Source organism: Corynebacterium sp. HMSC069E04 (genome assembly GCF_001813175.1).
Lineage (GTDB): Bacteria > Actinomycetota > Actinomycetes > Mycobacteriales > Mycobacteriaceae > Corynebacterium > Corynebacterium aurimucosum.
In genome coordinates this window covers 205,030-227,060 of the sequence record NZ_KV811696.1, presented here as the reverse complement: position 1 = coordinate 227,060, position 22,031 = coordinate 205,030, and the positions used below count along the sequence as shown (strand labels likewise).

Below are 22,031 nucleotides of genomic sequence, written 5' to 3'. Positions count from 1 at the left end.
TCCAAGGGTTCTGTCAGGCTGAAAGAGTAATCTCGGCGAAATGCTGAAGTACTACATGTTCGCCATCTGGCAGGCCATCGTGGACCATGGTTTGCCGCTGTTGGGAATGCTTCTGTTGGGCATTCTCATCCCGCGTATCGGCCGGCTGGCCGTGCGGGTGATTGAGTCCCGTTTGGATGAGAACCAAGAATCCACCAAAGCGCGCCTAGCACTCGCCGGGGCGCTGGTCTATGTGGCGCAGGCGGTGGTGTACTTCCTGCTCGTGCTGGCTGCGCTGTCCAATCTTGGGGTGCCACCCCTCGGCGCGGCGATTCCGGCGACCGTCGTCTCGGCTGCCGTCGGTTTCGGTGCGCAGTCCATCATCGGTGATTTCCTCGCGGGCTTCTTCATCCTGTCGGAAAAGCAGTTCGGTGTGGGTGACTACGTCAGTTTCGACGGTGTGACGGGCGTGGAAGGAACCGTAGTGTCGCTGACTTTGCGTACGACGACGGTGCGCACGCCCACCGGCGAGGTCGTCATGGTGCCCAATGGCTCTGCGGGCGTGGTCACGAATTTCTCCCAAGAGTGGTCCCGTGCGGTGGTGGATATTGCCATCCCGGTTCATGAGGGCGATTCTTTGCCGGAGATCACCGAGCAGGTGGAAAAGATTTCTCAGCACGCCCTCGATGCCCCGGAAATCCGCGGGGATGTGGCTGGCGAGCTCGACGTCCTGCCCGCTACCGGGCTTACCGCACCCACTGCGGCTGGCCAGCCCTGGCAGGTACAGTATCGCGTCTTGGTGCAGGTAAACCCCGCCCGCCAGTGGGCGGTGGAGCGCGCTATTCGCTCAGCCCTGCTGTCCTCCTTCTGGGATCTCTACAAGCTGCCCACGGCGGAGGGCTTGCCGGGCGATGCCCTGCAGGTGCTTGGCGACGCCTCCGATATCACCACCCCCACCACCGTCATGCCGGCGGCAGATACTGCTGAGCTTTCGCAGCACAGCGCGACGTCGGATAGCGCGGCTGAGGAGCAGACGGAGGTCATCGCTACGGAAGTTGTGGCGGATGCCGCCGAGGAACCTAAGGAGAACATGGATGACGGCCCAGGCCGCCCGGCGTTCTCCGATGAATCCGACGACGAGGAAGAGGACGACTACAAGGGCGGCATCTGGCGCGCCGATAAGCCGGAGACTAAGTGGCAGTATTTCTGGACGCTGGGCGGGCGCGTGCGCGCCTCCACTATGGGACTCTTCGCCTCGCTCGGCGTGGTGGGCCTGCTGCTCCTTTTCTCCGCCAACCCGGATGGGGTGGATGCCGGATGGCTATCGCCTTCGCGATGGATGGGGGACTCAGAAGCAGCTTCTGAGTCCGCGGAACCGTCTGAGCCTTCGGCCGCACCGAATACCACGCCGCAGGATGCGCCGGTTACTGATTCCACGGGCCAAGAACCGACGGATGCAGGCCAGCCGGCGACGCCGACTGATAGCGCCCCGGACAGCGAGGCCACGTATGTCCCGGCGGATCCGCAGGCCCCTGCAACGCAGACCCCAGCGGAGCAATACTCCGAAACAGCTGCACCAACAGCTAATGAGCAGCCCACCGTGAACGCCACGGAGCCTTCCAGCGCGATGTAGGTCCTGTAGAAAGCCCAACAGGGTTGGAAGAGCGTCGCCGAGAGACAGCAACACCGTACAGCACTCAGGGGGCAGCACCGAGAGGTGCTGCCGGGAAACGCTTGGAGAGGCCGCACCAGAGATATGAGTGATAGGGAAGTGCAGCGGCGCAATGCGCTACACCTTATGTATCGCCAAGGCGGGGTCATTCGTTAACGAAGCGTGTGTCGGGGGCAATCCAGCCCCAGCTCATTGCGTAATTTCCTGTGGGGAAGAACCACGGGCTATAACTTATCTTTATGACTAAGTTCTCTCGTGCGGTTCTCGCCGCCTCTGTCTCTGTTTCTCTTTGTTTATCCGCTGTTGTTCCTGCTCAGGCGGAGACTGCTGGTCAGGGAGTCGAGGCTCCTGCCGCTGACTCCTCCGCCGCTGATACTGGTGCCGATCTCTCTTCCGAGCAGGACGCTGCATCCTCAATCCAGGATGCTGAGTCCTCTGATCAGAGCTCTGACTCTTCCAGCGCGGACGATGATGCCGAATTCCAGCAGTCTTCCCAGGGCGAAAAGATTGCTCTTGGCGTGGGCATTTCCGCAGCCATCCTCGCAGCTATTGCGGGTGGCGTGTACTGGGCCGTGCAGCAGCGCATCATCCCGAATCCGCTTCCGGGCGTGATTCCCTCGCCGCCGGCACCGCAGCCCGCACCGGCACCTGCTCCGGCCCTGCAGCCTGCGCCGGCTCCCGCACCCGCACCAGCTCCTGCTCCGAAGCCTGCGGCCAAGCCCGCTCCCGCCCCGGCACCGAAGCCGGCTCCGGCATACTTCACTCGTTGTGCTGATGTGTGGAACGCGCTCGGCCGCCCGATCTATGCGGGTGAGCCGGGTTTCCGCTCCAAGTTCGACCGCGATGGTGATGGCGTAGGCTGCGAGCGCGATCCTCGTTAAGCTGGAGCGCATGAGCGCTTTTTCTTCTCTTGAGTCCTGGCCAGTCGATACCGTTGCTGCCGCCCTGCTGCACCGCGGCGAGGTGGTAGAGCAGCTGGGAGATACCTCCCGCCGCTTCCCAGTGGCATCCGTGACCAAGCTGGTGGCCGCCTATGGGGTGATGGTGGCCGTGGAAGAAGGGGCGGTGGAGCTGGATCAGCCGGCGGGCCCGGAAGGCTCCACGCTGCGCCACCTTCTGGCTCATGCCTCGGGTGTGGGCTTTGATTCTCGCGAGCCGCAGAAACCCGTAGGGGAGCGCCGCATCTACTCCTCGGCCGGCTATGAGTGGGCCGCCGAAGAGGTGGAGAAGGCCACCGAGATTCCCTTTGCCGAGTACCTTGCTGAAGGCGTGTGCGCCCCGCTGGGGATGCGGGCCACTGCCCTGGAGGGTTCAGCCGGACATGGACTGGTCTCCAGCGTGGAGGACCTTTCTGCCTTTGCTGGCGAGGTCTATTCGCCGCGCCTTCTCGATCCTTCGACGGTCGAGGAGATGCGCAGCGTTCAATTCCCTGGGCTGCGGGGTATTGTGCCCGGCTATGGCAGCTTCAAGGACTGCACGTGGGGGCTGGGCTTTGAAATCCACGGCGAGAAGCAGCAGTGGATGGGCGGCTTGCCTGCCGATGCCGTGGGGCACTTCGGCATGAGCGGTACCTACCTGTGGGTGGCGGGTGACTGGGCCATGGTTGCGCTCACTGACCGTGACTTCGGCGAGTGGTGTAAGCCGCTGTGGGCCGAGGCCAACACGGCCATCTGGGAGGAGTGCCAGGCGCGCTAGTCACGATTGTGTGGCGACGTTGAAGCTCGGCGTGCCCGCGGACGCATGTGGCAACGGGGGTAGCAGGGGTGGCTGTGGCGGCATCGCGCGCGTGTTGCGTGCGTTTAGTTGTGTGACGCAAGTGATTGGTGGGGCGAATTTCCGGGTGGAAGTCTCAAGTTCTTGTTGAGGCCGTGGGGGCTTAAGTGCAGGTTGAGGGTTGTTGTGGCCCAAACGGCGGGGGAAAATTGTGGGCACACAACGACACATCACGGGGCCTTAAAACCTGGCCGCACGACGTGATGTTCGCGCCTCGGCGCGAGTGGCGTGATGAAGACAAGTTCGTAGGGGAAGACGAAGCTCGTCTTGCGTCGGCGTATGCCGGCGTGCCATCACTCGCACGTCAAAGGAGTCTAAGGAGTGAATCAACGCGTTCACCCGCAGCTAGCCGGTGCCGCTGCACCGGCTGCTTCAGCCAGCCCACTTGGCAGCCCAGCGGATAGTTGGCCCAACCGCGCCTGCGGTGAGGTCTGCACAGCCGTGCTGGAGATCTCAGGCATGCCGCGCAGCTTGCGCCCTGCCATCGAGCGCGCCATGGCGCGCTGCATCCGCAGCGAAAGCGAATTCATCGTGCCCGGCGATGACCCGCTCACCGCCCAGTGGTGCACCCGCTGGCGGCGCGATCCGCTGTGGGACGTTGTCGGCATTAAAGCCGACAACGTAGCTAAAGGGGAAACTGACAACGCAGCTAACCGGGAAGCCGCCAACGCAGGTTGCACCGGAATCGGCTGCCAGCAAGTGCTCACCGGAACGCCCAGCGAATTGGAAGCGCTGGGCCGCGCGGTGGAGATGCTGGCAGGGGAGTACGGTTTCCGGGGCGTCGTCAAGCGCGCGGTCTAAGCCCTAGTCCGCGAAGGGATCGAGGATGCGCTCCGGCAGGTCCGCCACGGAATCAATGATGCGTGTTGGGCGGAAAGGATAGCGCTCGATGATGCGGTCATCGCTGATACCGGAGCGCACCAGGATGCTGCGCATGCCGGCCTCCAGGCCAGACTTGACGTCGGTATCCATGCGGTCACCGATCATCACGGTGTTCTCCGAGTGCGCGCCAATGTTATTCAACGCGCTGCGCATCATGACCGGGTTGGGCTTGCCCACGTAATAAGGCTCGCGGTTGGTCGCCGCGGTGATGAGTGCGGCCACAGCACCCGTGGCTGGCAGCACGCCCTGCGGGGCCGGGCCCGTAACATCCGGGTTGGTGGCGATGAACCGCGCGCCGTTGCGGATGAGATTGATTGCCGTGGTGATGGCTTCAAAAGAATACGTGCGGGTCTCACCCAAGACCACGAAGTCCGCCTCCCGGTCATTGAGAATCCAGCCGGCCTCGTGCAGGGCGGTGGTCAGACCAGACTCGCCCACGACATAAGCCGTGGACAGCCCCGCCTGGTTGGAGAGGAAAGCCGCCGTGGCCGTCGCGGAGGTCCAGATGCGCTCCGCCGGGATATCCAGGCCTGTGTTCTGAAGACGTGCTGACAGGTCCCGCGGGGTGGACATCGAGTTATTAGTCAGAACCATGTACTCGATGTTGTTATCCTTCAGCGCTTGGATGAATTTATCCGCGCCGGGAATCATCTCCCCTTCCTTGATGAGGACGCCGTCCATGTCCGAAAGATAAGAAATCACGAGTGTTCCTCCACATACTCAGCAAGTTCGCCCACCGTGGTCACGGAGAGCATGGTTTCTTCATTAAGGCGGACCCCGCAGGCTTCCTCGAGGCGCACGGCTAATTCGATGCGCTCGAGCGACTCAACCCCCAGGTCCTCCAACTTCGCTTCGCGCTCCAGGCCTTCCTCCACGCCGGTCACCTTTGTGATGAGGCGGGTGAGCTCACTATAGGCGTCGCCGGCGGGTGCAGAATCTTTCTCTTCTGCCGGTGCGGAGCCGAAGCGGGCTTGGAGTTGCGCTGAAAGGTCATTAGCCATGGGGCCCAGTCTAGTATTGAAATGTCATGGTTATTCGAGCACGTTCCTTCGCCATCGCCCGCAGCTGGTCGCGCCGGGTCCGCCCCCGCATGCGCTCCGTCGAGCACACCGTCCACAACGATCTGCATGATCTCACAACAAAGCCAGGGCTGACAGGAGTGAGCGACTCGGGCTTCGTGGATAACGACGGCGTGCGCGTGGCCTGGTATGAGGTGGGCCCTGAGGATGCGGAGGTCACCGCGGTTTTCATCCACGGCTATTGCCTGTCTGCTGAGAGCTTCTACTCCCAGGTCAACGACGTGCGCCGTAACTATCCCACGGTGCGCTGCCTGCTTGTCGACGTCCGCGGCCACGGCCAATCCACCCACGTCGCCCCCGCGCAGTGCACGGTGCGGGGCGCGGCCGATGACGTGCTGGCCGTGATTTCCGAGCGCGCCACCGAGGGGCCCTTGGTCCTCCTCGGGCATTCCATGGGCGGGATGATCGCGCTGAATTTATTGCGCCGCGCCCCGCGGGATGTTTTTGATCGCGTCGAAGGAATGGCGCTGGTGGCCACCTCGATGCAGCGTTTTGCCGCCGCTGGCGTGGCTCGCATCTTGGAATCGAAGACGCTGGGCATGGTCTACCGCGCTTGCCTGAAGCTGCCGAACCGGCTCAACCGCGTGCGCTTCGAGGCAGCAGCACTCATCGCCCCGGTGTTTGCGGCACTGTTGCAGGGCTTCCCGCAGATGGACAAGCTGCAATTCCACGTGGCGATGCTGCTGGATACCCCGATGTCGAGCTACGCGGGCTTCTTCGATGATTTGGTGGAGCACTCCGAGTACGGCGCAACGGCGCGGCTGCGCAGCGTGCCGGGGGAAATCGTGGTGGGCCAGCATGACATTGTGACCCCGCGCCGCCAATCGGAGGTCATTGCCCGCCACTGGCCGGACTCTACCCTGACCGTCATCGATGGCGCCGGCCACATGGTCATCCTGGAAGAGCCTAGCGAGGTCTCTAAGGCTTTGGGCAGGGTCCTCGATCGCGTGCTCGGCAACTAGTCCTCGCCGCTGATGGCTGCTGAGCCTTTTATCGGCGTTGGCTGAGCCTCCTGTGGTGGTCGAACTGCCCGTTCTGCCAAAGTTATAGCCTCTGATTCAAGATCTGGCCAGAACTTTGGCAACTAGGGCAGTTGCCCCTGGGCTGGAACATGAGTTGAGCATGAGAAAGCCCCTCCTGCTCAGGCAGAAGGGGCTAGAGCTGAAAAGCCTTAAGGCTTAGTCCTCATCGGAGGACGTGGAGACGGTGGCGGTCGGGTCGTCGAGCTTTAGCTCGCGGGCCGCCTTCTCTACGGTGCTGCGCTCCACCTTGCCCTCGCGGGCGAGGCCCTCGAGGACGCCGACGACGATGGACTCGGCGTCGATGTTGAAGTAGCGGCGAGCACCCTCACGGGTGTCGGAGAAGCCGAAGCCGTCTGCGCCCAGGACGATGTACTCACCCGGGACGTAGGGGCGAATCTGCTCCTGCAGGTCCGTGGCAAAGTCGGAGACACCGACGAACGGTCCCTCGAAGCCCTTGAGCTGGGAGGTAGCGAATGCCTCGGTCGGCTCCGTGCCCTTGCGCAGCGCCTCCTGGTTGCGGGCAGCACCGTCGCGAGCCAGCTTGACCCAGGACGTGACGGAGAACAGCGAAGCCTTGACGTCGTAGTTCTCAGCCAGGATCTCCTGGGCGCGCAGAGCCTCGTACATACCCACACCGGAGGCCAGGATGTTGGCAGGGATGGAGCCGGACTCAGCGGTGTTGTAGTGGTAGATGCCCTTGTGCAGGCCCTCGACATCGAGGTTCTCCGGCTCGGCAGGCTGCTTGACCGGCTCGTTGTACACGGTGATGTAGTACATGATTGGCTCGTTGTCCTCGCCGTACATGCGCTCGATACCGCGGGGGACCAAGTGCGCAATCTCGTAGCCGAAGGCTGGGTCGTAGACCTCCACAGCCGGGTTGGTCGACGCCAAGATTGGGGAGTGGCCGTCCATGTGCTGCAGGCCCTCACCGGTCAGGGTGGTGCGGCCGGCGGTAGCGCCGATGATGAAGCCGCGGCCCAGCTGGTCGCCAGCAGCCCAGAAGGCATCACCGGTGCGCTGGAAGCCGAACATCGAGTAGAAGATGTACAGCGGGATCATCGCCTCGCCCTGGGTGGCGTAGGAAGTAGCCGCCGCAGTGAAGGACGCTGCGGCACCGGCCTCAGAAATGCCCTCGTGCAGAATCTGGCCGTCCGTGGCCTCGCGGTAGGAGAGCATGAGGTCGTGGTCCACCGGAACGTAGTTCTGGCCGCGCGGGTTCCAGATCTTCAGGGTGGGGAACCACGAGTCCATACCGAAGGTGCGGGCCTCATCCGGGATGATCGGCACGACGCGCTTGCCCAGCTCCTTGTCGCGCATGAGCTCCTTGAAGGTACGTACCAGCGCCATGGTCGTGGCCACGTCCTGCTTGCCGGAACCCTTGCGTACCGAGCGCAGCTTGGACAGGTCTGGGGTTGACAGAGTCTCGAAGTTCTCACGGCGCTCCGGCAGGAAGCCGCCCAGCTCTTTACGACGCTCCAGCATGTACTTGATCTCCGGAGCATCTTTGCCCGGGTGGTAGTACGGCGGCAGGTACGGATCGGCCTCGAGCTGCTCATCGCTGATCGGGATGCCCTGCTTATCGCGGAAGAGCTTCAGATCCTCCAGCGTCAGCTTCTTCATCTGGTGGGTCGCATTGCGGCCCTCGAAGTTGTGGCCCAGACCGTAGCCCTTAATGGTGTGGGCCAGGATGACCGTCGGGCGGCCGGTGCCCGCGTAGCTCAACGCCTTGTCGTATGCAGCGTAGATCTTGCGGTAGTCGTGGCCACCGCGGCGTAGTGCCCAAATCTCATCATCGGACATGTCCTCCACCAGCTTGAGCGTGCGCTCATCGCGGCCGAAGAAGTGCTCGCGCACGTAGGCACCGTCGTTCGCCTTGAAGGTCTGGTAGTCACCATCGGAGGTGGTGTTCATGATGTTGACCAGGGCGCCGTCCTTATCGGCTTCTAGCAGCTTGTCCCAGCCACGGCCCCAGACAATCTTGATGACGGACCAGCCGGCACCGCGGAAGAAGGACTCCAGCTCCTGAATGATCTGGGTGTTACCGCGCACCGGACCATCGAGACGCTGCAGGTTGCAGTTGACCACGAAGGTCAGGTTATCCAGCTCATAGAGGGAAGCCATCTGCAGCAGACCGCGGGACTCCGGCTCATCCATCTCGCCGTCACCCAGGAAGGCCCAGACGTGCTGCTTGGAAGTGTCCTTAATGCCGCGCTTCTCCAGGTACTTGTTGAAGCGTGCCTGGTAAATGGCGTTGATCGGGCCAAGGCCCATGGACACAGTGGGGAATTCCCAGAAGTCCGGCATCAGGCGCGGGTGCGGGTAAGAAGGCAGGCCATTGCCCTCGCCGCGGGAGTGCTCCTGGCGGAAGCCGTCGAGGTCCTCCTCGCTCAGGCGGCCCTCCATGAAGGCGCGGGCGTAGACACCCGGGGAAGCGTGACCCTGGAAGAAAACTTGGTCACCGCCGGAGGGATCGTCCTTGCCCTTGAAGAAGTGGTTCAGACCCACCTCATACAGCGGGGCAGCGCCAGCGTAGGTCGAGATGTGTCCGCCGACGCCAATGCCTGGGCGCTGCGCGCGGTGTACCATGATGGCCGCGTTCCAGCGGATCCAGCGGCGGTAGCGCTTCTCCAACTCCTCATCGCCCGGGAACTCCGGCTCGAGGGAGGTGGGGATGGTGTTAACAAAATCCGAGGACGTCAGGGACGGCAACGGCACGCGCTTAGCGGTAGCGCGCTCAAGAAGACGCAGCATGAGGTAGCGGGCGCGCTCCGGATCGGAAGAATCTAGAAGACCATCGAGGGAGTCCATCCACTCGCGGGTCTCCTCCGGGTCGGAGTCATGCAGGTATGCTGCCACGCCATCGCGAACGATGGGAAAGTTGGAGTCGCCGTTGTGGGCGTCCAAGTCGGCCATTAAATCCTCCTGGGTCGTAGTACACAGATCTTGCTCTAGGATACGCGCCTCTTTCGCGGTGGGGCACTCGGAGGCCCCCACGGGTGGTTTTATGAGGGAAAATGTCCACCTCTGGGCGAGATCGGGGGCGGTTCGACGCGAAAAAGTGCACCGTAGACGTTAAAATACTCTGCATGACATCAACTACTTCATCGGAAGGAACTCAGCGAGTGACGGGATTTGCAGCCAAGCTCGGTATCGAGGAGGGCCAGATTGCCCTAGAACTTGGCTGGGACGAGGACTGTGACTGCACGATTTCTGAGTCCATCGAGGACGTGTTGGGGGAGGACTTCCTCGAGGAGGAGACCGACGAGCTGTGTGACCTCGTGCTGCTGTGGTGGCGCGCGGAGGACGGCGACTTGGTCGATGGGCTGGTGGATGCCACCCGTCCCCTGGGCGATTCCGGCCGCATCTGGCTGCTGACCCCGGGTGCTGGAAAGCCGGGCAACCTGGAGCCGGGTGAGATCTCCGAATCCGCACAGCTGGCCGGCCTCGTACAGACCAAGGCTGAGCGCCTCGGCGAGTGGCAGGGTTCCTGCCTCGTGGCCCGCGGCTACACCAAGAAGCCCTAAAGAATAACCGCAGGATATACCTGCTCAGGCGGCATTCGCGGCGTCGAATCACACCCTGATTTGTTGCTGCGGGTGCCTATGGGCTAATCTTGTTCGAGCACACCAAGTGTACTGCGGCTTTAGCTCAGCTGGAAGAGCAACTGGTTTACACCCAGTAGGTCGGGGGTTCGATCCCCTCAGGCCGCACCAAATGAAACCCCTTTCCGTTAAGTCGGAGAGGGGTTTCGTCGTGCTCGGCGGTTGCCCGCGGGTGCTCTAGGGCGAAGGCCGCTTTGGCGGTCGGCGTAGATGCGGACTGCTCCGGCTGCTTTGAGTTGGGTGTGTTGGCGTTCGGGGGTTTGGTCAGGGTTTAACCCTAGCGAACACTTGGTATGGTTCCGGAATTAGTGTTCGGTTAGGGTATACCTCAAATGTGAAGCTTCCTAGAACAATGGCCGAACGATGTAATCCGGGTGGGGGAGACTACTAACCACACAAACCCGCGCTAAAACAGCAAACATGTATTGAGGAGGATGGCATTGACGTGTAAACAGAAAAGCGCAGCCTACTGGTCGAGCGTTACTGTCGTTGTAGTGCTGTTCATCGCAACGCTTGTAATCAATTATCTAGCAGGACTAAGTGCTGATGAATCATACTTTGGAGCACATTGGTGGCATCGTCTGGCGTGGGTTACGCCACTGTTGTTCTTGGCTTCTTTGATTTGGGCCTGGTTCGAGCACAGGAAGGTGCATCGGTATCCGCATTGACCCATATTTAGTAGGGTCGCGCGTGAATGAGAAGGAAGCCTTTGCGCTTGGGTGAAAGATGCTTTTTGCTCTAGTGGGGAGTGTCGATCGGGCCTAACCCCCGACGTGTCTACTTTCCGGGGTCAGGCCCATGTCTTCGCCCCAGTTGGGAATGCAGTTCTCAGCGGTGCAGCCAGCGGCTTCAAGAATACTGTCGGCAATCTCCATGTTTAGAAAGCCGGCAATCTCGGAAATCTCGGTTTCGGTCGCTTCTCACGTCCACGCAATCGCGTTCATGATCGTCCCCTTTGGGGGCCGAGGCTAGAAGCGTTCCTGACCGCGCTCGCGGATCTTCTCGTAGAAGTCCGGCTTGGCGGAGCCATAGCGCGAGCGGGAGCGGCGGGAAGGCTGCGTTCCAGCCGCCGGTCTTGGTCCTGAGGCAGAAGGCGCTGTGGCTTCGGGGTGCTCGCTCGCAGGCTCCTCGTGCTCGGAGATATCGACGTCTGCGGACGCATCGGGGGAGCCAGCACTGGTGGCGGCCGCGGTGGCCTCGGCCATCAGGGCTTCCTCCTCGCGGGCGCGTCGGCGCTCCCGAATCTCGGACCACACGAAATACGCAAAGCCCAACGGCGCCATGATGCCGAAGGCAATCCATTGGTAGCCATAGGAGAGGTGATTGCCGCGATCCAACTTCGGCACCGGCAGTGCATTCAGCTCACCTGGTTGCTCGGGGGAGAGTTGGAGGTAGTCGTGGGCGAGGGGGACGTCGACAAGCTCTGCTATCTGTTCCGTATTGATGGAGTAGACCTGCGTGTAGCCCTGCTCCTCAATGGGGGCGGAGGAGTGCTCGCGCTCGTTGTAGCGCGCCATGCCCACGATGGTGACCTCGCCCTCCGGGGCCGGATCGATGTGGGGCACAGAATTGCCCTCATCCGTAGGCACCCACCCGCGGTTGACCAAGAAGGTCTCGCCGGATTCGGTTTCAAAGGGGACCAGTGACTGGAAGCCCGGAGCGGACTCCACCGGGCGCAAGCGCAGGAGAACCTCATCCTCCGGGAGGTAGTGGCCAGTTAGCTCCGCGCGCTCCCACTCCTTGTGCAAGGAACCATCCGCCGAAAAAACCTCGGTGACCGGTTGGGGGTCGGCCTCATAGGCCTCCTCAATGAGGTGGTTGCGCTCCACAATCTGATCGTCCTTATTTAGCTGCCACGGTGCCAGCACCGTGAAAGAGAAATAGGAAAAGGCGACGACGAAGATGAGAAAGAGCACCCACCCAGGCTTGAGGAATGTCTTGAGCATGATGATCAGTCTAGTAGCCGCAAAGAATTATCTAGCCGTGGTTCGTCTTAATCCACTCGAGTAGGCCGGGAACGGCGGCATCAATCTCCTCGCGGGTGCGGGCGAAATCCTCCTCCGTGCCGTAGAAAGGATCCTCTACGCTGGCATCCTCCGGGGAATTCGGATCGAAGCTGCGCATGAGGCGCACCTTCTCCTGTGGGATGCCGCGATCTAGGAGGGCATCGCGGTGGCCGGTGTCCATGGCCACGAAGAGATCCGCGTCCATGTGCTCTTCGCCCAGCTGGGCAGCCTGGTGGCCGGCACCATCGTGGCCGCCGCGGCGCAGTTCAGCAACGGCGCGCTCATCCGCGCCCTGGCCCACGTGCCAGCCGCCGAGGCCGCAGGAATCTACGCGCGCGAGGAGATCGAGCATGTCGGTCTCCATGGCATCGCGGGTAATGATTTCCGCCATTGGTGAGCGGCAAATATTGCCCGTGCATACGAAGACGATGTGGAGCTGGTTGGAGTTCTCCGGAGGCGTCATGCAAAGGCTCCTTAAGCTAGAGGGGTGCGCTGGCGAACGAAAGCTAGGATATAGCAGCGACGCGACTGACGTGAAACCTGAAGCCGTATAAGGAGCATAGGAGATGGCAGAACACACGACCGTTGGCGAGATCCGCCGCGTTATCCACGAGGCCTACCCGCCGCAGCTGGCCGAGCCCTGGGATGCCGTTGGCCTGGTATGCGGCGACCCCACGGATGAGGTGAGCACCGTGGCTTTCGCTCTGGACTGCACCCAGGAGGTGGCAGACAAAGCTGTGGAACTCGGCGCGCAGATGCTCGTGGTGCATCACCCGCTGCTTCTGCGCGGGGTGACCTCGGTGGCGGCGGATACCCCGAAGGGCAAGATCATTCACACTCTCATCCGCAACGGCGTGGCCCTGTTGGCCGCGCATACCAACGCGGATAAAGCACGCCCGGGTGTCAACGACAAGCTGGCTGAGCTCGTCGGTATCAAGCCTGGGCGCCCCATCGTCCCGGTGGAGCCCTATGAGAACCTCGACGAGGCCTTAGGGTTGGGGCGCGTGGGCGAGTTGGAGGAGCCGGTGACTCTGCGCGAATTCACCCAGCGCGTGGCCGATGCCCTCCCGGAAACTGAATGGGGAGTGCGCGCGGCTGGTGACCCGGAGCGGATGGTCAAGCGCGTGGCCGTCTCCAGCGGCTCGGGGGACTCCTTCCTGGACCAGGCGGCCGCGCTCGGCGTGGACGTCTACGTCACCTCCGATTTGCGCCACCACCCGGTGGATGAGCACCTGCGCGCCGCGCACTTGGCGGAGCCGGAGGGCCCAGCCGTGGTGGATACTGCTCACTGGGCCAGCGAGTTTCCCTGGACTACCCAGGCGCGCGATATTGTGGAGGGCGCATTGCGCGTGAACACCGAGATCATCGATGTCCGCACCGACCCATGGACGATTTCTGCGCATAAGGAGAACTAAATGAAACTGCCACAGGACCTGCAGAACATCCTGCTGGAGCTGGCCACCCTCGAGCGCTCCCAGGCGCACGGTGGAACTCCCACCATCCCGGAGCAAGAGGAATACGAGAAGGCGCAGGCCGCACACGCCCGGCTTGTCGACGCCTCCGGCTCCGCCCAGCTCGCCGTTGATGACATGGAGATGGAGATCCTGCGCATCCAGGCTGATGAGCGCAAGCTGCGCCAGCGCGAGCGCGATGACAAGGCACAGCTCGGCGCCGCGACCGACCCGGAGACCCGCAAGGATCTGGAGCACGATCTCTACGCGGCCAAGTCCCGTATCGCGGATCTCATGAGCGAGCTGCAGGAAGCCCACAACGAAATCCACGCCCTGCGTGCCAACCTGGACGTCCACGGCGCAAAGGTCTCCGATTCGGAGCGCAAGCTCGAAGTACTCAAGCGCGCGGCCGAGGCCGCCCAGGAGGCTGCGGCGAACCGCCCCGACCCACAGGTGCGCATCGGCGAGCTGCGCGAGCAGCTGCCCGCGGATGTCCTGGAGGAGTACGAGACCGTGCGCGAAGAAAACGGTGTGGGGGCCGCGGCCTTCACCGGCCGCGCTTGCGGCGGCTGCTTCATCGTGTTGCCGCCGGCCGAGCAGAACGCGGTGCGCAACGCTGCTGCCGACGAGGTTCCGCAGTGCTCCGATTGCGGCTCCTACCTGGTGCGCCCAGCCTCATGAAGCTAGTCATCTTTGCTGATGGCGGCTCCCGCGGAAACCCCGGGATAGCCGGTTCTGGCACGGCGGTGTACAACGAGGACCGCTCGCAGCTGCTCAGGGAAATCGCCTACGTCGTGGGCCAGAAGTCCACCAATAACGTGGCCGAATACCACGGGCTGCTGCGTGGCCTTGAGGCCGCGGTGGAGCTGGGGGCCGACGAGGTGGAGTTCTATATGGACTCCAAGCTCGTGGTGGAGCAGATGAACGGGCGCTGGAAGATCAAGCACCCGGACATGCAAAAGCTCGCCATCGAGGCGCGCCGCCTGCTCAACCAGATTCCGCGCTTCAGCCTCGAGTGGGTACCGCGCGCCAAGAACTCGGTGGCCGATGAGCTGTCCAACGTCGCCATGGATGCCGCCGCGAAGGGCGAGCCCGTGGGCATCCTCGATATGGGTGCCGGCGACGCCATTGAAGCGGACGCTGCTCTCGATGCTGCGGGCAGTGGGGAGGCAGGGGAGACGTCGCCAAGCACGGCGTCCTCAACCGCGGCTGACTGGCGCCCCGAGTGTGGCCCGGCCACCCGCTTCATCCTGCTGCGCCACGGGCAGACGGCGATGTCCGCCGCCAAGCAATACTCCGGGCGCGCGAACCCCGAGTTGACTGAGTTGGGCAAGAAGCAAGCGCTCGCCGCTGCCCAAGCCTTGGCCGATACCCACATCGATGTCGTGGTGTGCTCGCCGTTGCGCCGCTGCCAGCAGACGGCCGCGGCCGTGGTTACGGGCCGTGACCTGCGTGTGGAAACCGTCGAGGACCTCATTGAGGTGGACTTTGGACGCTGGGAGGGCAAGACCTTTGCTGAAGCCGACGCCGCCGACCCCGAGCTTCACGCGCGCTGGCTGAAGGATACGTCCGTGGCCTGCCCGGGCGGGGAGTCCCTGCGCGCCGTGCACCGCCGCGTCAGTGCTGCGCGCCGTAAGTTGCAGCAGCGCTACGCGGGGCAGACCGTTCTCGTGGTTTCCCACGTCAACCCCATCAAGTCCTTCGTGCGCCAGGCGCTTGATTCCGGACCGCAAACACCCAACCACCTCTTCTTAGAGCTGGCTTCTGTGAGTGAGGTTGAATTCTTCGACGGCGGCAGCACCCTGCACCGTTTCAACGATGTGGGGCATCTGGGCGCGCTGCGATAAACTAACAGGCGCGAATGAGCCGACCGGGCAAACGCGTTCCGTCGAACCGGTTCCGTTATGGGACTAGGCGCGGGCCGAGGAAAGTCCGGACTCCACAGAGCACGGTGGTTGCTAACAGCAACCCGGGGTGACCCGCGGGAAAGTGCAACAGAAAGTAGACCGCCGCGCCCTTCGCTTCGCTCCGGCGCGGCGTGGGGTAAGCGGTAAGGGTGAAAGGGTGCGGTAAGAGCGCACCAGCACCGTCAGCGATGGCGGTGGCTGGGTAAACCCCACTGGGAGCAAGGCATCACGGCCCGCCACGCTAGCGGGCCCGATCAGGCGTTAGTAGGTTGCTCGCCGAAGCCTGAAGGTAGCTGCTTGAGCCAACTGGTAACGGTTGGCCTGGATGGATGTTTGCCACCGCGCCTTGGCGCGCGGCACAGAATCCGGCTTATAGGTTGGCTCATTCGCGCCCTACACTTTTATTTTTTGGAACAATGGGGCGGCATGAAACTGTATGCCGCGCCCTTGGACTTTCGGCCCATCGCTGAGGAGTTTTCTGTTCCGACCACCTTCCCAGAGGAGGCCACCGCCCAAGCCGCGTCCGCGCAGGACCGCTATGCCGAGCAGCGCCGCGACGCCCGGGAGATCCCGTTGGTGACCATCGACCCAGCCGGCTCCAAGGACCTGGACCAGGCCGTGTTTATTGAGGCCCGAGATGGCGGCTACCGTGTGCTCTATGCCATCGCGGATGTCGCCGCTTTCATCGAGCCGGGCTCCGCGCTGGAGACCGAGTCCCTCAAGCGCGGCCAAACCATCTACCTGCCCGATGAACCGGCGCGGCTGCACCCGCCGGAGCTCTCCGAAGATAGGGCTTCGCTGCTTGCCGACGTCGACCGCCCCGCCGTCCTCTGGACCTTCGACCTTGACACTGCGGGTGAGGTGGAGGACTTCTCGGTGGAGCGCGCGCTCGTGCGCAGCCGCGCGCGGCTGGACTATGACCAGGTCCATAAGGACTTGGAGAATGGTGCGCTGCATTCCTCCATCGCCTTGCTGCCGGAAGTAGGAAAGCTACGCCAGGCCTCCTCGCTGCGCCGCGAGGCGATCAACCTGCGCCTTCCTTCGCAGCGCGTATCTGAAAGCAGCGATGGGGAAGAAGGGCACTACGAGCTGGTGATGGAGCCGCGTCACGAGGTGATGGACTATAACTCGGAGATTTCCTTGCTTACCGGAATGTGTGCGGGGCGGTTGATGGAAGAACACGGAGTTGGTTTCCTGCGCACCCTATCTGCGGCCACCCCGGAGGCCGAGGAAACTTTTCGCTCGGAAGCGGAGGCGCTGGGCTTCGAGCTGGGGGAGCGCAGCATCTCGGAATTCCTCCATTCCGTGGATGCGGATTCACCGCGCGGGATGGCGGTGATGCGTGAGGCCCAGCGGCTTTTGCGGGGTGCGGACTACGTGTGGCTCGAAGATGGCCAAGCGGACGTGCACGCGGGAATCGGCGGCTACTATGCGCACGTGACCGCCCCGCTGCGGAGGCTTGTCGACCGCTTCGCCACGGAGGTCTGCTTGGCGCTGAGCGGTGGCTACGAGGTTCCGCAGTGGGTGCGCGAGCGCGCCGGGGATGTCATGTCCACGATGCGCTCAACATCGCAGTTGGCCTCCCAGGTGGATAAGGCGTGCTTGAACCTCACGGAGGCGACCGTCTTGGCGCCGTGGGTTGGCACCAACTTCGAGGCCGTCGTGGTTGATGGTGGGCCAAAGCGCGAGAAAGCACGGCTCTTCGTGCTGGACCCACCGGTGATTGGGCAGGCCGTAGGCCACCCAGAGACCGGCAAGGAAACGATGGTGTCCTTGGTGAAGGCCGACGTGGCGGCGCGCGATGTGCTCTTTGCCTGGCCGGCGGATTAGTCCTCGGTGATGGCAGGGCTTCCGGCAGTAAGCGGAATGACCAGCAGGCCGTCCTCGGCCAAGTCGGCCGCGAAGTTTGTGGCCTTAGCGCTCGGCACGTAGGCGATGACGGCGGAGGATGTGCCGGCGTGAGCAGAGCGTGAGGCGACGGCACCGCGGGCGGTGGCCAGCTGCGCGAGTTTTTCTGCGGAGTTGAAACCATAGACGGTGGCCAAGGCAGACTGCGACTGTGTGAGCAGCGGGAAGAGCTCGGTGCCGCGGCGGGAGCGCAAAGCACGAGCAATGCCTTCGGCGCGCTCAGTTTCCTCCGAGTAGAAGGTCAGCCAAGCCGTGGCTTGGGCGATGGTCGGCTGGTTCTCGGTGCCGTGCACCTTGTGGACCGCGGCCAGCCACTCAAGGACGCGCTGGGGCGCATCCGGCAACAAGCGCAGCGACGGCGTGCCGAAGGCGCGGCAGGCGGCGTCGATGAACCGCTCGCGGGCGCGAATCTCCGTCACGGCCTCAGCGGAATCCACGTTTCCGGGCACGGCCAAGGCGAAGGCTGCAATGTCCTTGTTGATCATGTGGGGTGCCTGGGTCACGGAGCCATCGGCGTAGTCGATGATGGTGATGGAATCACCTGCGCCGCGCAGGGCAGCGGAGTGACGAGCGCGCAGTGCAGGGAATCGCGCGAAGGTGCCAACCGCTTGGGAACAGACTTCTGCGATACGGGCGCGCAGCGGGGCGTCATGCAGATCATCCGCCGTGCCGAGCAACGCCAAAGCGGTGGCGATGTCGATGGCTGCTGCGGCGCCGAGTCCAGTTGAATCGGGGATGTCGTTGACCACGGTGATATCGGCACCAGCGGTCTCGCGGGTAAGAAGCTGGCGGTTGATCATGGTGTAGATGATGCCGCCGAGGCGCGCCGCGATAGCGCCTTCGGGTGCTGGGGGCTCGATGGGCTGGCCTTCAGAATCCACGCCGGGTTGCTGTTGTGCAGCGAGGGCAGAAACCTGTTCGAGGGAGATCTCGTCTTTAACGGTCTCTCCATTGGTGTGCTCGAGGTGAACCTTGACGAGTCCGTCGCTGCGGGGGCTGACAGCTGCTGCCGCGCGGATATCTGCAAGCCCCATGATGGCAATGCCGCCGTAGTGGTCGATGTGCTCGCCAATGAGTGCCCAAGTGGCGGGGGCGCTGGCGACGTGTGCTGATTCAGCGCCCACGTTCTCGCGGTGTGCGGCGCGAACGCGGTCGACGGCCGGGGTCGAAGGGGCAGTCCACAGGGGCATCGGGAAGGTTCTCCTTTGCTGGTGGCGATATCCTGCCAAAGAAGTAGCAGCAGGACTAAGTGACCTATCTATTCTAACGGGCATGGTACGTAGGCGGTCTGTAGTGTGGGGTGCACTGAGTGAGAGATGAAGAGAATGGAGAAAATTATGGCTGAGGCCGATAACAAGTGGTTCTATGACCCGTCCACCGGTGAGGTATCCCAGGGCAAGGTGTCCGGTTGGGAGAACCGCATGGGACCTTATGATTCCCGTGAGGAGGCTGAGCACGCCATCGAAATCGCGCAAGCACGCACCGCTGCAGCTGATGCTGAGGACGCCGCCGAGGACGATTACTAAAGCACCACACCGCCGAGAACGGCACGGCTGATTAAGAAACCCACTTAAGACGTCCGCTCAACAGAAGCGGCCCACACCACCGCACGGGAGCGAAGGTGTGGGCCGCTTCTGCTTGTTGCCTCGCAGCGCAGGAAGACTAGCGGAGGAAAGCCCCGCCGGCTAGCGCAGCTTCTTGCGCAGCGGCTTGAAGGCAGACTTGATGGCCTTGAAGCTATCCGAGTAGGCGTTGAGTGCCTCCAATCCGATGATGCGCTCACGCTGGTAGAGAAGGCCATAGCCGAAGGTGTCCTCACCACGGCGGCGTGCGCTTTCTGCCAACTCGAGCAGCTTATCGCGGGAGGTCACCGAATCCTGGAAGTCTCCCAAGACAGATTGCATCTGCTTGCAGGCCTTGTAGAGGTTCTTCGTCTTCAGCGTGGTAGCGGACCCAGCAGCTTCCGCGGCATAGCGCAGCTTCTTCGCTGCCTTGCGCATATCGTGGAAGTACTCCTCACGCTCGTGCAGCGTCAGCTCGGTGTTATCCCAGTTGGAGACGGCTTTCTTGTGGCGTTTGACCAGCTTGTCATAAGCCTGCTTGAGGTGCAGGGCCATCACCGTGTCGAGATCGTGGGGCTCGGCTTCCTCATCAGACTTGGCGTGCTTCGGCTCGTAGTCTTGTGCTGCTTCTTGTTCCTGAGCGGAATCAGTGGATGCCGACTCGGCGCTTTCAGAGTCTTCCGCTCCGCTATCCGCGGATGAGCTGTCTGAGTCAGCGGAGGTGTCTTCCCCGGCAACCGGCGGGTTGGCGAGGAAAGCGTCCAGTGCATCGAGCAGAGCCAGGTATTGGTCCGAATCGAGCGCGGCGATGACTCGGCGATGCGCACGGCGGTAGGCACGGCCCATGTCATGCGCAATGTGCTCGCGGGTAGCGTCATCGAGAACATCGGAGTCCTCGGAAGCGAGAAGATTCTGCCAACGTTCTTCCACGACCTCGGCATCACGGGCAACGCCCAGCATGGCCGCAAGCTCCTTGAGATCTGACTCGATGCGCTTGATCTCAGGGCCCACCACAATGCCGTGGAAGGTCTGCAAGTGGCTGCGCAATTCACGGGTAGCCACACGCATTTGGTGCACCGAATCCCACTCATCCCGGCGAACCCGCGGATCGAATTCGACGAGCTTGTCCCGATTAGCCTTCAGCGCCTCCACGACTGCCGCCGCGGGGGAGCCCGGCTCCACAGTGGACGCGGCGAGGGCCGGAGGCAGCTCGACGTTGTTGATGGAGTCTCCCAATGCAGACTTCAGCTTGGACGGCGAGGAGGAAACCCGAGCTCCAGAACCGATCAATAGGGAAGTGGCGTGCCGCAGCAGTTTGCTGCCTGCTTTGCTTCCTGGCAGGTCCCCGGCGAGCTCTACCTCCCACTCGCGCCATGTGCTCTGCGAACCACCCGGCAGGAAGGAGAACGCGGTGACATGGTCATCGCAGAACTCAGCAACTGGTTGCTCGTCTGCGTCAACGAGGAGCAACTCGGTGCGGTTGTTATCCACCTGTGCGATCGGCTCAAGAGGCTGGTTGCGCACGACCGATCGGACTTGGTGGAGCAACTCGTCCGGAACCTCGTATTTGCCGTCGATGGGCTCACCGAGTTCCGCGCGGATCTCAGTGCGACCTTCCGCACCGGGAATCTTGATGTGCCAGCCATCATCATTTCCGCCGGTGCGACGTCGCAGCGTGATCTTCGCGTGGGTAAGGCGGAGGTCCTCGGTGTCGTAGTAAATCGCGGACAACGAGTGGTGGCGGGTTTCTGCAACACGGGAAACCTCATCGAGGTGGGGGAGATCCGGCATGGGGGTGGTCTCATCCACGGCGAACTTGGCTTCGATTTCAAGGAACGTCTTTGGAGACATGTACACACCTTCGTCGGGGAGCGAATTGATAAAAAGGAGGCATCAAACCTCGGTACCGCCTTCTAGGTTACCTGGCTAGTAACACAAATGTGCCTGCCATTAATCGTCCTTAGCGGGTGAGTTGGCGGCGTCCGTTAAGCCCCGAGGAATCACCTCCCAAGTGGGATTTTTCTGCAGCTGATGTGCCGGCGGATACTCCTGCGTGACTTCTCACCGCCAGGGACACGGTGCGCGCATTGGGGAAGATTCGATCAGTCACTGCTTCGGCGTTGCGGCGGCGTTCTTCGACTGCCGATAGTGATTGCTGAGCCAGGGTAATTTCGTCTTGCCGAGTGCTGGGGCCGTTTGATGCCGAACCGGTCCCTTCTACGTCGTGGGAGTCCAGCTTTGAATTTGCTTCCTCCAATAACTCACCGATACGGGTGGCATAAGACAGGATGAAGCTTCGGCGAAAGGTCGCCACATTGCCAAGCTGACGCGCACTCTTGGCGTGCTCGCCGTGGTGCATATGCCATTCACATTGCCGTAGAAGTGAGGCGAAAAGATCAGTGACGTGGTGAACGTCCTCTTCAGCGCCAATGACGGTGACAATCCCTTTGGGGTGCAGCCGGAGGGCGGTGCATCCGTTCCGATCCGCAATGACGCTGAGCAGAGTGGTTTTGTGGTTGATATAGGGAGCGCTGATATGGATGCGTGTGGATACCACCGTGTCCGAGGAACTAGTCAGTGTCTTCTCGAGGCGGTGCTGTTGTTGCAGGCTCTGCGCTTTGGCGATGAGCGCGCTGGCTTCTTCTTCATAGGGAGTGGATTCTGCTTTTCGCAAAAGATGAGAGATTTTGGCGCGGATCCTATCTTCCTTGCTGTCGCGGGATGCCCGAGAGTCGGTTCGTTGGGCCGCTAGCACTTCAACGTCCCGAAGGGGTGGCAGGAAAGTGATTGCTTCAATAAGTCGCATAAGGTCTTCGGTCGGCATGGTCATCGAGGCAGGCGGGGTAATGCTCAACCATTCCTTGCGCAGCGCAGGGGAACTAATCTGTGCGGGAACATGAGGGGCGGCGCGATAAATGAGTGGGTGGCAAAAATTACCCAGGACATGGAGCAGGTCTTTAGGCGACCATCCTTGCTGGGCTGCTTGGCCAATGAGCTCGATTCCTCGCTGGCTCAGGGTTGCGTGTTGTGCGTTCATGGCTGTTCCTCATCCTTCTTTATGGGTACATCTGTTCGGTTGTGTGGCCATTCAAGCATGTGAAGCCGACAGGGGTCAGGGGAGTCGAAAGAATTTGCCCCCGAGATACTCTTGTCAACTGGGTTAATAAATGTCGGTGCGGGGGCAAAAG

The 22,031-nt window shown here is 62.3% G+C and carries 19 protein-coding genes, 1 tRNA gene and 1 other RNA gene; 13 read left to right on the top strand and 8 right to left on the bottom strand.

The genetic code is table 11. The annotated features are described in order from the left end of the window. Nucleotides 1-40: 40 nt before the first annotated feature. From HMPREF2896_RS11020 to HMPREF2896_RS11005, 4 genes are all read left to right on the top strand, one after another. Nucleotides 41-1,612: a mechanosensitive ion channel domain-containing protein gene (locus HMPREF2896_RS11020; protein WP_070719532.1), complete on the top strand. Its 1,572-nt coding sequence runs from the start codon at nucleotides 41-43 to the stop codon at nucleotides 1,610-1,612. Between the two features lie 278 nt (nucleotides 1,613-1,890). Then, on the top strand, nucleotides 1,891-2,532 hold the full coding sequence (locus tag HMPREF2896_RS11015) for an excalibur calcium-binding domain-containing protein (protein ID WP_070719531.1): 642 nt from the start codon (nucleotides 1,891-1,893) through the stop codon (nucleotides 2,530-2,532). A gap of 10 nt (nucleotides 2,533-2,542) precedes the next feature. Continuing rightward, the gene (locus tag HMPREF2896_RS11010) at nucleotides 2,543-3,346 is read left to right on the top strand and encodes a serine hydrolase domain-containing protein (protein ID WP_070719530.1); all 804 of its coding nucleotides are present in this window, start codon (nucleotides 2,543-2,545) and stop codon (nucleotides 3,344-3,346) included. Nucleotides 3,347-3,745: 399 nt separating this feature from the next. Continuing rightward, the gene (locus HMPREF2896_RS11005; protein ID WP_070719529.1) at nucleotides 3,746-4,225 is read left to right on the top strand and encodes a hypothetical protein; all 480 of its coding nucleotides are present in this window, start codon (nucleotides 3,746-3,748) and stop codon (nucleotides 4,223-4,225) included. Between the two features lie 3 nt (nucleotides 4,226-4,228). Here HMPREF2896_RS11005 and HMPREF2896_RS11000 read toward each other — a convergent pair whose 3' ends face one another. Further along, nucleotides 4,229-5,008 carry an HAD-IIA family hydrolase gene (locus HMPREF2896_RS11000; protein WP_070719528.1) on the bottom strand — a complete coding sequence of 260 codons (780 nt, stop codon included), beginning with the start codon at nucleotides 5,006-5,008 and terminating at the stop codon, nucleotides 4,229-4,231. Beyond that, entirely contained in the window at nucleotides 5,005-5,307 is a 303-nt protein-coding gene (locus tag HMPREF2896_RS10995) for an acyl carrier protein (protein ID WP_070719527.1), read from the bottom strand. Before HMPREF2896_RS10995 ends, HMPREF2896_RS11000 begins: the two co-directional genes overlap by 4 nt. 26 nt (nucleotides 5,308-5,333) lie before the next feature. Between HMPREF2896_RS10995 and HMPREF2896_RS10990 the strand changes: the two genes are divergently transcribed. Beyond that, nucleotides 5,334-6,347 carry an alpha/beta fold hydrolase gene (locus tag HMPREF2896_RS10990; protein ID WP_070719526.1) on the top strand — a complete coding sequence of 338 codons (1,014 nt, stop codon included), beginning with the start codon at nucleotides 5,334-5,336 and terminating at the stop codon, nucleotides 6,345-6,347. Between the two features lie 216 nt (nucleotides 6,348-6,563). Here the strand turns inward: HMPREF2896_RS10990 and aceE are convergent, their stop codons facing one another. Next, nucleotides 6,564-9,320, bottom strand: a complete 2,757-nt coding sequence (aceE, locus tag HMPREF2896_RS10985) for a pyruvate dehydrogenase (acetyl-transferring), homodimeric type (RefSeq protein WP_070643973.1) — start codon at nucleotides 9,318-9,320, stop codon at nucleotides 6,564-6,566. 173 nt (nucleotides 9,321-9,493) lie between these two features. Between aceE and HMPREF2896_RS10980 the strand changes: the two genes are divergently transcribed. Beyond that, a complete protein-coding gene (locus HMPREF2896_RS10980; RefSeq protein ID WP_070719525.1) occupies nucleotides 9,494-9,931 on the top strand; it encodes a DUF3052 domain-containing protein in 438 nt (145 codons plus the stop codon). A 113-nt stretch (nucleotides 9,932-10,044) separates the two neighbouring features. After that, nucleotides 10,045-10,120 (top strand) — tRNA-Val (locus tag HMPREF2896_RS10975). A gap of 857 nt (nucleotides 10,121-10,977) precedes the next feature. Here HMPREF2896_RS10975 and HMPREF2896_RS10970 read toward each other — a convergent pair. Further along, complete coding sequence (locus HMPREF2896_RS10970; protein ID WP_070719524.1) at nucleotides 10,978-11,955, bottom strand: SURF1 family cytochrome oxidase biogenesis protein; 978 nt, start codon at nucleotides 11,953-11,955, stop codon at nucleotides 10,978-10,980. A 31-nt stretch (nucleotides 11,956-11,986) separates the two neighbouring features. Continuing rightward, nucleotides 11,987-12,478 carry a low molecular weight protein-tyrosine-phosphatase gene (locus HMPREF2896_RS10965; RefSeq protein ID WP_070719523.1) on the bottom strand — a complete coding sequence of 164 codons (492 nt, stop codon included), beginning with the start codon at nucleotides 12,476-12,478 and terminating at the stop codon, nucleotides 11,987-11,989. A 103-nt stretch (nucleotides 12,479-12,581) separates the two neighbouring features. Between HMPREF2896_RS10965 and HMPREF2896_RS10960 the strand changes: the two genes are divergently transcribed. The 5 genes from HMPREF2896_RS10960 (at nucleotide 12,582) to HMPREF2896_RS10940 (ending at nucleotide 17,203) form a co-directional block, all read left to right on the top strand. Continuing rightward, nucleotides 12,582-13,430 (top strand): Nif3-like dinuclear metal center hexameric protein, encoded by an 849-nt coding sequence (locus HMPREF2896_RS10960; RefSeq protein ID WP_070719522.1) that lies wholly within the window; start codon nucleotides 12,582-12,584, stop codon nucleotides 13,428-13,430. Then, on the top strand, nucleotides 13,431-14,147 hold the full coding sequence (locus HMPREF2896_RS10955; protein WP_070719521.1) for a zinc ribbon domain-containing protein: 717 nt from the start codon (nucleotides 13,431-13,433) through the stop codon (nucleotides 14,145-14,147). After that, nucleotides 14,144-15,313: a bifunctional RNase H/acid phosphatase gene (locus tag HMPREF2896_RS10950; RefSeq protein ID WP_070719520.1), complete on the top strand. Its 1,170-nt coding sequence runs from the start codon at nucleotides 14,144-14,146 to the stop codon at nucleotides 15,311-15,313. The genes HMPREF2896_RS10955 and HMPREF2896_RS10950 overlap by 4 nt, the downstream gene beginning before the upstream one ends. A gap of 15 nt (nucleotides 15,314-15,328) precedes the next feature. Next, nucleotides 15,329-15,762, top strand: an RNA gene (gene rnpB / locus HMPREF2896_RS10945) — RNase P RNA component class A. 37 nt (nucleotides 15,763-15,799) lie between these two features. Further along, a complete protein-coding gene (locus HMPREF2896_RS10940) occupies nucleotides 15,800-17,203 on the top strand; it encodes an RNB domain-containing ribonuclease (RefSeq protein WP_070719519.1) in 1,404 nt (467 codons plus the stop codon). Here the strand turns inward: HMPREF2896_RS10940 and HMPREF2896_RS10935 are convergent. Then, entirely contained in the window at nucleotides 17,200-18,471 is a 1,272-nt protein-coding gene (locus HMPREF2896_RS10935) for a galactokinase family protein (RefSeq protein ID WP_070719518.1), read from the bottom strand. The genes HMPREF2896_RS10940 and HMPREF2896_RS10935 overlap by 4 nt on opposite strands. 147 nt (nucleotides 18,472-18,618) lie before the next feature. On the opposite strand from HMPREF2896_RS10935, the gene HMPREF2896_RS10930 reads away from it, so the two are divergent. Then, on the top strand, nucleotides 18,619-18,807 hold the full coding sequence (locus HMPREF2896_RS10930) for a hypothetical protein (protein ID WP_070447463.1): 189 nt from the start codon (nucleotides 18,619-18,621) through the stop codon (nucleotides 18,805-18,807). A gap of 159 nt (nucleotides 18,808-18,966) precedes the next feature. Here the strand turns inward: HMPREF2896_RS10930 and HMPREF2896_RS10925 are convergent, their stop codons facing one another. Both HMPREF2896_RS10925 and HMPREF2896_RS10920 read right to left on the bottom strand, forming a co-directional pair. Then, entirely contained in the window at nucleotides 18,967-20,694 is a 1,728-nt protein-coding gene (locus HMPREF2896_RS10925) for a CYTH and CHAD domain-containing protein (protein WP_070719517.1), read from the bottom strand. A 109-nt stretch (nucleotides 20,695-20,803) separates the two neighbouring features. Further along, nucleotides 20,804-21,880 (bottom strand): DUF2786 domain-containing protein, encoded by a 1,077-nt coding sequence (locus HMPREF2896_RS10920; RefSeq protein WP_070719516.1) that lies wholly within the window; start codon nucleotides 21,878-21,880, stop codon nucleotides 20,804-20,806. Between the last annotated feature and the right edge of the window lie 151 nt (nucleotides 21,881-22,031).

Bases quoted from the DNA above. Each gene is read 5' to 3' on its own strand.
- HMPREF2896_RS11020 (WP_070719532.1), top strand. From the start codon at position 41: ATGCTGAAGTACTACATGTTCGCCATCTGGCAGGCCATCGTGGACCAT.
- HMPREF2896_RS10935 (WP_070719518.1), bottom strand. From the start codon at position 18,471: ATGCCCCTGTGGACTGCCCCTTCGACCCCGGCCGTCGACCGCGTTCGC.
- HMPREF2896_RS11015 (WP_070719531.1), top strand. From the start codon at position 1,891: ATGACTAAGTTCTCTCGTGCGGTTCTCGCCGCCTCTGTCTCTGTTTCT.
- HMPREF2896_RS10980 (WP_070719525.1), top strand. From the start codon at position 9,494: ATGACATCAACTACTTCATCGGAAGGAACTCAGCGAGTGACGGGATTT.
- aceE (WP_070643973.1), bottom strand. From the start codon at position 9,320: ATGGCCGACTTGGACGCCCACAACGGCGACTCCAACTTTCCCATCGTT.
- HMPREF2896_RS10950 (WP_070719520.1), top strand. From the start codon at position 14,144: ATGAAGCTAGTCATCTTTGCTGATGGCGGCTCCCGCGGAAACCCCGGG.
- HMPREF2896_RS10995 (WP_070719527.1), bottom strand. From the start codon at position 5,307: ATGGCTAATGACCTTTCAGCGCAACTCCAAGCCCGCTTCGGCTCCGCA.
- HMPREF2896_RS10930 (WP_070447463.1), top strand. From the start codon at position 18,619: ATGGCTGAGGCCGATAACAAGTGGTTCTATGACCCGTCCACCGGTGAG.
- HMPREF2896_RS10970 (WP_070719524.1), bottom strand. From the start codon at position 11,955: ATGCTCAAGACATTCCTCAAGCCTGGGTGGGTGCTCTTTCTCATCTTC.
- HMPREF2896_RS10960 (WP_070719522.1), top strand. From the start codon at position 12,582: ATGGCAGAACACACGACCGTTGGCGAGATCCGCCGCGTTATCCACGAG.
- HMPREF2896_RS10920 (WP_070719516.1), bottom strand. From the start codon at position 21,880: ATGAACGCACAACACGCAACCCTGAGCCAGCGAGGAATCGAGCTCATT.
- HMPREF2896_RS10990 (WP_070719526.1), top strand. From the start codon at position 5,334: ATGGTTATTCGAGCACGTTCCTTCGCCATCGCCCGCAGCTGGTCGCGC.
- HMPREF2896_RS11010 (WP_070719530.1), top strand. From the start codon at position 2,543: ATGAGCGCTTTTTCTTCTCTTGAGTCCTGGCCAGTCGATACCGTTGCT.
- HMPREF2896_RS10955 (WP_070719521.1), top strand. From the start codon at position 13,431: ATGAAACTGCCACAGGACCTGCAGAACATCCTGCTGGAGCTGGCCACC.
- HMPREF2896_RS10965 (WP_070719523.1), bottom strand. From the start codon at position 12,478: ATGACGCCTCCGGAGAACTCCAACCAGCTCCACATCGTCTTCGTATGC.
- HMPREF2896_RS10940 (WP_070719519.1), top strand. From the start codon at position 15,800: ATGAAACTGTATGCCGCGCCCTTGGACTTTCGGCCCATCGCTGAGGAG.
- HMPREF2896_RS10925 (WP_070719517.1), bottom strand. From the start codon at position 20,694: ATGTCTCCAAAGACGTTCCTTGAAATCGAAGCCAAGTTCGCCGTGGAT.